This is a genomic window from Microbacterium bovistercoris (assembly GCF_003387575.1).
GTDB lineage: Bacteria > Actinomycetota > Actinomycetes > Actinomycetales > Microbacteriaceae > Microbacterium > Microbacterium bovistercoris.
Genome location: NZ_QUAB01000028.1, coordinates 1 through 9172, shown reverse-complemented (window position 1 = coordinate 9172; position 9172 = coordinate 1). Strand labels below are relative to the sequence as shown.

7 protein-coding genes and 1 pseudogene are annotated in these 9172 nt (G+C 69.0%); 7 read left to right on the top strand and 1 reads right to left on the bottom strand.

Features of this window, described 5'->3' with window-relative positions; all coding sequences use genetic code 11:
- Positions 1–458 (bottom strand): annotated as a pseudogene (locus DY023_RS04935) (hypothetical protein); the annotation flags it as partial.
- On the opposite strand from DY023_RS04935, the gene DY023_RS04930 reads away from it, so the two are divergent.
- The 7 genes from DY023_RS04930 (at position 448) to DY023_RS04900 (ending at position 9043) form a co-directional block, all read left to right on the top strand.
- Positions 448–759 carry an FHA domain-containing protein gene (locus DY023_RS04930; RefSeq protein WP_181905726.1) on the top strand — a complete coding sequence of 104 codons (312 nt, stop codon included), beginning with the start codon at positions 448–450 and terminating at the stop codon, positions 757–759. The pseudogene DY023_RS04935 and the gene DY023_RS04930 overlap by 11 nt on opposite strands.
- A gap of 46 nt (positions 760–805) precedes the next feature.
- On the top strand, positions 806–5317 hold the full coding sequence (locus DY023_RS04925; protein WP_116241233.1) for a type VII secretion EssC family protein: 4512 nt from the start codon (positions 806–808) through the stop codon (positions 5315–5317).
- An 88-nt stretch (positions 5318–5405) separates the two neighbouring features.
- Positions 5406–5744, top strand: a complete 339-nt coding sequence (locus DY023_RS04920) for a flagellar protein FlgN (protein WP_116241232.1) — start codon at positions 5406–5408, stop codon at positions 5742–5744.
- A gap of 3 nt (positions 5745–5747) precedes the next feature.
- Positions 5748–7019: a hypothetical protein gene (locus DY023_RS04915; RefSeq protein ID WP_116241231.1), complete on the top strand. Its 1272-nt coding sequence runs from the start codon at positions 5748–5750 to the stop codon at positions 7017–7019.
- 28 nt (positions 7020–7047) lie between these two features.
- Positions 7048–7668, top strand: coding sequence for a hypothetical protein (locus tag DY023_RS04910; protein ID WP_147303264.1), 621 nt, complete (start codon positions 7048–7050; stop codon positions 7666–7668).
- On the top strand, positions 7668–8270 hold the full coding sequence (locus DY023_RS04905) for a hypothetical protein (protein WP_116241229.1): 603 nt from the start codon (positions 7668–7670) through the stop codon (positions 8268–8270). The genes DY023_RS04910 and DY023_RS04905 overlap by 1 nt, the downstream gene beginning before the upstream one ends.
- A gap of 98 nt (positions 8271–8368) precedes the next feature.
- Positions 8369–9043 (top strand): hypothetical protein, encoded by a 675-nt coding sequence (locus tag DY023_RS04900; protein ID WP_116241228.1) that lies wholly within the window; start codon positions 8369–8371, stop codon positions 9041–9043.
- Positions 9044–9172: the final 129 nt, after the last annotated feature.

The following is a 9172-nucleotide window of genomic DNA, read 5'->3' as shown; positions in this document are numbered from 1 at the left end:
GGTGGCGCGGTGCCTGCGGCCCCGGCTCCGGTCGCGCCCGTGGCGCCGTCCCAGGTCGCGCCCTCGGCGCCTGCGCCGACCGCGGCGCCGGCATCGCCCACGCCGGCGGCGCCTGCTGCAGCGTCTCCGGCGACTCCTGCACCCGCACCTGCACCTGCACCTGCGACTCCGGCCCCGATCGTGCCGACGCCGACGTCCGCGACCTCCGCGCCCGCGGCTCCGGCCGCCTCTGCGCCCGCCGCGCCGACGCCGCCCGCGTCTGCACCGTCGGCCCCGTCCTCCGTTCCAGCCGAGACGCGGATCCCCGCGGAGACGCTGATCCCGGTCGAGACGGTCGCACCCGACGAGGCGGCGCCGGCTTCGCCGGCATCCGCATCCCCGGCATCCGCGCCTGCCGGCCGTACCCCGACCGGCGGCACCGCGGCATCCGTCCCGCGCGCCGTGCTCGTGCTCGACACGGGCGAGCGGATCGAGGTGCGCGCGACCGTGCTGATCGGGCGCTCCCCGAAGCCGGCCGACGGCGAGGGGTCCGTGCAGCTGGTGCCGCTGGCCGACGACAGCCGCTCCGTGTCGAAGACGCACCTGGCGATCATGCCGACCCGCCGGGGGCTGCTCGCCGTGGACCGCGGATCCACGAACGGATCGGCCGTGCTGCGCGGCGGGGTGGAGACCGCTCTCGCACCAGGCCAGCCGCAGCCGCTCACCACCGGTGACGGCGTGCGCTTCGGCGACCGGATGCTGCGGGTCGAGCAGCTGTGATCGCCCGCCAGGACACACCACGCCCCGACACATCAGAGGATGAACGATGAGGGTCAAGCTCACCCTGCGCCGCCCCGGCGCCCCGCTCACCGACATCGTGGTGATGACGGACTCGACCGCCACGGTCGCGGATGTCGCCCGGCAGATCGCCGTGGCCGATCCGCAGCGCAGCATCCGGGTGGGTGCGGGTGACACGCTCACGCTCTCGGTCGCCCCGCCGACGAGCGACTCCGCCGAGGTGCTCAACCCCGACCTCGTGGTCGGCGATGCGCCGCTCGGCTCCGGCTTCCTCGCCGAGGTCGTGAACCTCGGTCCCGATCGCATCGCCACGGGCTTCGGCAGCGCGCGCCCCGTCGCCCTGCTCACGGCGCTGAGCGGCCCCGCCGCCGGACGCGAGTTCCCGCTGCCGCACGGGCACTTCCTCATCGGTCGCGACCCGTCCAGCGACGTGCACCTCTCCGACCCCCTGGTGTCCAAGCGCCACGCGCGTATCGAGATCGGCCCCGGCTTCGTCGAGGTCGTCGACCTCAACTCCGCGAACGGGATCCTCGTCGACGGCGGCCTGGTGCAGCGCCTGCGGGTCATCCCCGGGCAGCCCTTCACGATCGGCGACGGCGAACTCGTCGTGCACCTGGTCGGCGACTACGACGGCTCCGCGGCCGAGAAGGATCCGATCCTCGAGCGCGGCGGGGCGCTGCTGTTCAACCGCAGCCCGCGCGTCGAGGCCCGCTTCGTCGGCGAGGAGCTCGACGAGCCGCGCTACCCGCGCGACCAGGTGCAGCGGCTGTTCCCGTGGCCGATGCTGGTCGCGCCGATCCTGCTCGCCGTCACCATGTGGGCGGTCACGGGGCGCATGCTCTCGCTGCTGATGGCGGCGGCCTCGCCGATGATGATGTTCGGAAACTACATCTCCCAGAAGACCAACATCGGCCAGCGACTGGGCAAGGAATCCGAGCTCTTCGAGCAGCAGTACGAGCGCCTCGAGGAGAAGCTGTACAACGCCGTGCCGGTCGAGCGAGAGGTTCGCCAGAACGAGGTGCCTCCGGTCGGCGTCGTCTTCGACGAGGCGATGCGCCTCGGGCCGATGCTGTGGACCCGTCGCCCCGAGCACTGGAACTTCCTCGCGGTGCGGCTGGGCACCTGCACCGACCGCTCCCGCACGCAGATCAAGCGCACCGAGACGCCGGAGGCGCTGCCCGAATACGTCGAGCGCGTCGACCGGCTGGAAGAGCGCTACCGGATGATCACGGATGTCCCGGTGCTGGAGTCGCTGCAGAGCGTCGGCTCCCTCGGCGTCGCGGGTCCGACGGCGTTCGCCGCCGACGCGCTGCGTGGCCTGGCAGTCCAGCTGTTCGGCATGCACTCGCCGAACGAGCTGGTCACCGTCGCGCTCACCGAGCCGGGATGGGCGCAGGAGCTGGACTGGCTGAAGTGGCTGCCGCACACCTCCAGCGAGCGCAACCCGTTCAAGGAGATGCCGCTCGCCGATTCCGCCTCCACCGGCAATGCGCTGCTCAGCGGCCTGGAGGAGATCGTGATGCGCCGGTCGAAGGCGGCCAGCGCGCCGCGCCCGCCCTACGGCGACGACTGGGATCCCATGTACTTCGGCACGGATGTGAAGCGCGCTGCGGAGGACGCCACGTTCCCCGGGCAGACCGCGGTGCTCGTGATCGTCACCGACGACGCCCCCGTCGACCGTGCCCGCCTCACCCAGGTGCTCGAGCGCGGGGCGGACGTCGGCGTCTACGGCCTGTTCGTCGCTCCCGTCGTCGAGGCGCTCCCCGCCGTGTGCCGCAGCTTCCTCGATGTCACGACCGGGCTGGATGCCGCCAGGGTGGGGACGGTCCGCAACGGCCGCGACCATCGCGACGTCAAGGTCGAGGGCGTCTCGCACGCCTACATGACCATGCTCGCCAAACGGCTCGCGCCGGTGGTGGATTCCAGCACCGTGGTCGAGGACTCGTCCGACATCCCGAACTCGGTGATGTTCCTCTCGCTGGTGGGCAGCGACCTGGCCGAGGACCCGAACGCGGTCATCGACCGCTGGCGGCAGAACAACACGATCATCGATCGGTCCGGTGTGCCGCAGCCGCGGCTGAAGAAGGCCGGCAACCTGCGCGCGATCATCGGCCAGTCGCAGACCGACGCGATGACGCTCGATCTGCGACTGCAGGGTCCGCACGCCCTGGTCGGCGGCACCACCGGTGCAGGAAAGTCGGAGTTCCTGCAGGCATGGGTGCTCGGCATGGCCGCGGCGCACAGCCCCGACCGCGTCACCTTCCTGTTCGTGGACTACAAGGGCGGCTCGGCCTTCGCCGACTGCGTCGACCTGCCGCACACCGTCGGGCTCGTGACCGACCTCAGCCCGCACCTGGTGCGCCGCGCTCTCACCAGCCTGCGCGCCGAACTGCACCACCGCGAGCACCTGTTCAACCGCAAGAAGGCCAAGGACCTGCTCGAGCTGGAGAAGCGCCGCGACCCCGAGACCCCGCCCGCGCTCGTGCTCGTGATCGACGAGTTCGCCGCGCTCGCCGGCGAGGTGCCGGAGTTCGTCGACGGCGTGGTCGACATCGCCCAGCGCGGCCGCTCGCTCGGCATCCACCTGATCATGGCGACGCAGCGCCCCGCCGGTGTGATCAAGGACAACCTGCGCGCGAACACGAACCTGCGCGTGGCGCTGCGCATGGCCGACGAGTCCGACTCGAAGGACGTCGTGGACGACCCGGTGGCGGCGAGCTTCTCGCCGTCGATCCCCGGTCGCGGCATCGCCAAGACCGGCCCCGGTCGTCTGGTGCCGTTCCAGTCGGCGTACGCCGGTGGCTGGTCGAGCGACGAGGTGCAGGCGGCGGACGTGAAGGTCGCCGAGCTGCGCTTCGGATCGATCCAGCTCTGGGAGCCCGAGCAGGCGCCGGAGTCCGACTCGCACGATGAGGACCTCGGGCCGAACGACCAGAAGCGCATCGTCGCGACCCTCGTGAAGGCTGCCGCTCAGGCACGCATCCCCGCACCTCGCCGTCCGTGGCTCGACGACCTCGAGCAGGCCGTCGACCTGCGCGACCTGCCGGTTCTGGGCGACGGGCAGATCCTGCTCGGCAAGCAGGACGTGCCCGAGCGTCAGCTGCAGGAGTCCGCGTACTTCCTGCCAGACAAGGACGGCTCGCTGCTGATCTACGGCACCAGCGGCGCCGGCAAGTCGACGGTGCTGCGCACCATGGCGATCGCCGCGGGCTACCACGCGTCATCGCAGGTCGAGGTGTACGGCCTGGACTTCGGTTCCGGTGCGCTGAAGAGCCTCGAGATCCTGCCGCACGTCGGCTCGATCATCTCGGGCGACGACGCCGAGCGCGTGCAGCGCATCCTGCGCTCGCTCGCCCGGATCCTGGACGACCGTGGCAAGCGGTTCAGCGCGGCCAACGCGGCGAGTCTCACCGAGTACCGCGAGATCACCGGGCGCGCCGAGCCGCGCATCCTCTTCCTCGTCGACGGGTTCCCGCAATTCCGCTCCGAATGGGAGTCGACGGCCGCGCGGATGCCGTTCTACCAGACGTTCATGCGGATCCTCGGCGAGGGCCGGCCGCTGGGCGTGCACGTGATCGCCACCGCGGATCGGGGCGGATCCGTGCCGACCGCGGTCAGTGCGAACGTGTCCCGTCGCGTGGTGCTGCGCCTCGCGGACGAGAGCGGCTATGCGATGCTGAACGCCCCGAAGGACGTGCTCGACGAGCGCTCCGCCCCCGGGCGTGCGATCGTCGACGGCCTGGAGACGCAGATCGCCACCCTCGGCGGCACGCCGAACGTCGCCGAGCAGACCAAGCTGCTCGAACAGCTCGCGGCCGAGCTGCGGGCGGCCGGCGCCCGCGAGGTCGCCGAGATCGGCTCGCTGCCGACCAGGCTCGCACTGCGCGATCTGCCCGACCGCGCCGACGACATGCCCGTGCTCGGCATCGCAGAGGACACCCTCGCAGCACGCGGCTTCGACCCGGTCGGCACCTTCGTGGTGGCGGGCCCCCCGCTGTCGGGCAAGACCAACGCGCTCAAGGCGATCATCACCTCGGTGCGTCGCTTCGATCCCGAGGTCAAGCTGTTCCACTTCGGCGGACGCCGTGCCGTGCTGAAGGAATGGGCGGACTGGACGCGCAGCGCGGTCACCCCGGACGACGCGAAGGAGCTGGCGAAGGAGATCACCGAGATCGCCACCGACGAGTCGGTGCCCGTGCGGATGCTGATCGTGATCGAGGACGTCCCGCAGTTCGCGGACAGCCCCGCCGAGCGCGACATGAAGGCGATGTTCCAGGCGATCAACCGCAGCGACCACCTGCTGATCGGCGACGCCGATGTGACCCAGGTCACCAGCGGGTTCGGCTTCATCGGCGACTTCAAGGCGGGCCGCAAGGGCATCATCCTCAAGCCCGACGCCTTCGACGGCGACGCGGTGTTCAAGGTGCCGTTCCCGAAGGTCAAGCGCAGCGACTTCCCCGACGGCCGCGGCATCTTCGTGCAGAACGGTCGCCCGGTCACGGTGCAGCTGCCGCTGGTGGAGGGGGAGCGGCTCGGCTGAGCCGGATGGGGACTTCTCCCCATCGTCGCACGGAGGGGCGTCGGGATAATCTGTCTGGGAACCGGAGACTGCGGACGAGGAGTATCGGATGCCAGATGTTGTCATCGACTACGACGAGTTGTACTCGTTGTACACGAATCTGATGGCGATCATGCAGGAGTTCGAGGACGCGTCCAAGCGTCAGCGCGAACTCGCTGATGACATCAAGCAGCCGTACGGTCGCGGTGAACTGCGAGACAAGGCCGAGGACTTCGAGGGGCGCTGGGACGATCGTCGCAACAAGCTCGCGGAGGGTATGAAGGGCGTCGCTGAGCAGGCCAAGACGATCCTGGACAACTTCCAGCAGTTCGATGAGGACGCGGCCGCGGAGTTCGCCAAGGCGCTGGCTGATCTCGAATCGACCCCCACTCCGGAAAGGAAGAGGTGACCCGTGGGAATTCTGTCTGAAACGGGAAGACACGAGATCGAGGTCGTCGAAGGCAACGGTGACGACATCGAGGCCCGCGGCAACCAGATCGTCCACCTCGCGCGCGCACTCGACGGAGCCGCGGACACGATCGATCGCATCCTGAGCGACGGCGCGACCATGAAGGGTCACTCGATCGAGAAGCTCCGTGAAGAGGCGGAGAAGATCCAGAGCGAGATCCGCCTGGCCGCGACGCTGTATGAGAAGGCAGGACCGATCTTCCAGAACTACGGTTCGGCGCTCAGCGACGCGAAGCGCGGGATGAGTGACCTGAACCATGTCACGAACGCCGAGAGCGCATGGCGGAACTACCAGGAAGCCCTCGGGGCGTACCAGTCGGCTCAGAGCACACCGGTCAACTATCCTGACGCGGCGGACCACGCCGACGACCCTCAGGGCCTCGAAGACGCCAGGACGGAAGCGGAGAACACGCACGGCGAAGCGGTGGACACGGCTCGGACCGCGAAGAACGCCGCGTTCGACCTCTGGGAGGAAGCCAGCGACCTCTTCGACGCGGACTGGAAGACCTGGGACGAGGCCTACGACGCCGCGCTGACCGCATATTCCGGTATCGAGGACCACAAGCTGAAGGACAGCACCCTCGACAATCTCGACGGCCTGGTCGACTTCGTGATGGGCGTGCTCTCGGTCGTCGGCGTCGTGATCGCCGTGCTCGCGATCGTCGTGGGCGGCCCGATCATCGCGATCGCGGGCCTGGTCGTCGGTGTCCTCGCGCTCGTCGGAACGCTGTACCAGTCGTGGCGCAGTGAGGGGGGTTTCGGGATGGAGGACATCATCCCGATCACCATCGCCGTCATCGGCGTCATCCCGTTCGGCTCGATCGGTGAGTTCGCCACCGGCGGTTTCGGCGCGGGCATGCGGTCGTGGGTGGGTCTCGGTCGCGGCGGCATGTCCCTCGGCGATGATGCAGCCCGCTGGAGCCTTGCCGCGCCCGACATGCTGAACCCGCGCCAGTGGGCGTCCACCATGCGGTCGCTGGAGCCCGGAGCCGGCTTCGTGACAGGCGGGGACGACCTGCTGCGCACGCTCATGGGCGGCCACGACGACCTCATGACTCAGGCGATCGGAGAGCTCGCGACCATGGGCGAGCAGGCTGCCTACGCGTTCGGCTCTGTGGGTACGCACATCAACAACATCGCGTCGACGTGGGGCGGTCTGGACAGCGCGTGGAAGATCGTGACGAATCCTGATCGGATCCTGCACCCGACATGGTGATGGCCGCTCTATGTGAAAGAGTGGAGCTGTGACTTCTCTGCGCAACCAACTGCTGGGCGGCGGAAAGGGCAGCGTTCCGGAGTTCCGGATGATGCTCCCCCCGGGGTGGGAGATCTTCGACACCACCGAAGGCACGGAACGGACCCTGCTGAGCAGGGCGCGACAGCGCCTTGTGGAAGCCGGCCAGCTCGGCTCCTATCCGGCTCTGGCTGAGCGTGTCAAGGCCTCGCTCGCGGCAGCGCGTGGGCAGAAGGCAGAGCTCATGATCATGCCGACCGACAACGGGCCGGCCTGGGCGATGGTGCCGATCAGCATCCTCGTCACCGTGCGGGAGGGGACTCCGGCTGCAACCCTTGATCAGATCGTCACCGACGTGATCGAGCGTCGCGGAGGCCGCGCACTGGACAGCAGCAAGCACTTCATCCGATGGGTGGATCGTCGGCGCGTGCCCATCGGCGATGAAGAGGTGGGCGCATACACCGTGGTGTACCTCACTCCCATTGTCGGGTCGCAGCGCAAGAAGGGGCTCCAGTTCAGCGCGACGCTGGTGCACGACCCCGCGGTCGACCCTGAGCAGGACGACGACATCTCGCCGTGGCTGGCGGCGCTGGACGCGCACATGGCGACCTTCGCGTGGACGGGGCGTTGATGGACATCGCCTTCACCTACGATGCCCAGACGTCCATCGTCATCCCCGGCGACGCGCTGACAGACGACTCCGGGAACTGGGCGCGGACTGCGGCAGCGGAGTTCTCGGTCGCGCACGCCTTCGACGAGGCGCAGACGGCGACGCTCGTCGGCGCGCTGGAGAAGGCGCAGCGCGGAGCACGCGGAAGCGCCGGTACCAACCTCTTCATCTTCCATGCCGCCAACCAGGCGTGGTTCCTGCTTCGGCTCGTCGCGCTCGAGCGCGAGCTGACCGACGATGAGCAGCGGAAGTTCCTCTGGCCGGAATCGATCACGCGGCCGCAGCTGCGGTCCCACTACGCGGACGGACTCGGTCCCGGGTGCTCGGCGACGACGTCGACCGAGGAGGGCGCGGCCGGCATCCGGTGGGTGTACCCGGGTATCGGGCGCACGTTGTTCGCCATGGTTGCGACGGTCCCCTCGGCATCGGTGCTGTTCGCCGGATCCACGGCCGAGATGATCCTCGAGAGCGTGCGCATCGATGGGTGGGAGAAGCACAGTGGAACGGCGTTCGACGTCGACAGGCTGTTCCCTGCGGGCAAGGACGGGGCCTGGATCGCGTGACTGAGGGATCTGCGACTCGTTATGCACGAACAGCAACCAGTTGGGGGTCGATCGACTGGTGGAAGCTGGAAGCACGTGCGCTGGAGCGATCCCCGGAGATGCGGAAGGCGTTGGCGCCGTTCGCGCCGGTCGAGGTCTGGAAGGATCTCGCCCAGAAGACCGCGAGCCGATGGGGATGTCTGTTCGCCGTGCTCAGCATCGCGAGCTTCGTGTTCCCCGTGCTCGCCCTCCTTCTCCTCCTGGGCTGGGCGTTCGGTGCCAACGACATCGCCAACGTGGGGTATGCCGGCGTTCTCACGGTCATCGCGGCTGCCGTCAGCGGCAGCGGCATCAGAGATGACATTCGTCGCCGGGACACGTCCGACGTGGGGACGGCGAGACTCCTGGGGCTGTTCCACGGCGTCCCATCCACGCTCGGGCTCGTCCTGGCGGTCGCCGCGATCGTGCAGGGCGAGGCGGAAGGCGCAATCGGAATCGCGGGAATCGCCCTGGACGCCGCCGTCGGGTGGATCCCCTTCTTCGTCTACCGTCCGCCGGCGCATGCCGGGACGGCTCGGTGGCAGCGCCATCTCGCACGCCTGGAGCAGGCACGCGACAACATGCCCGAGGAGGAGCGCACGCGCGTCGTGGAGGATCTGCAGATGGCGTTCCGAGAGCTCGAGAAGCGAGGTCTTGTTCCCGAGCAGGACCTGCTCCGGGCCAGGCAGCAGCAGGTCGGCATGCTCGGCATCGTGATGGCACTGCGCGAAGGCCTGAAGTCCGCCCGTGACTGACGTCGATGGGTAGTTGTACCCATCGACTGTTCTTGAGGGTGTCTTGTAGTTTGGTTGTTGTCGGGCCGGGGTGGTCCGGTCCAACCGTTTTTACCGGAGGTGTTGACGATGGCCGATTTCGGTGCGTCT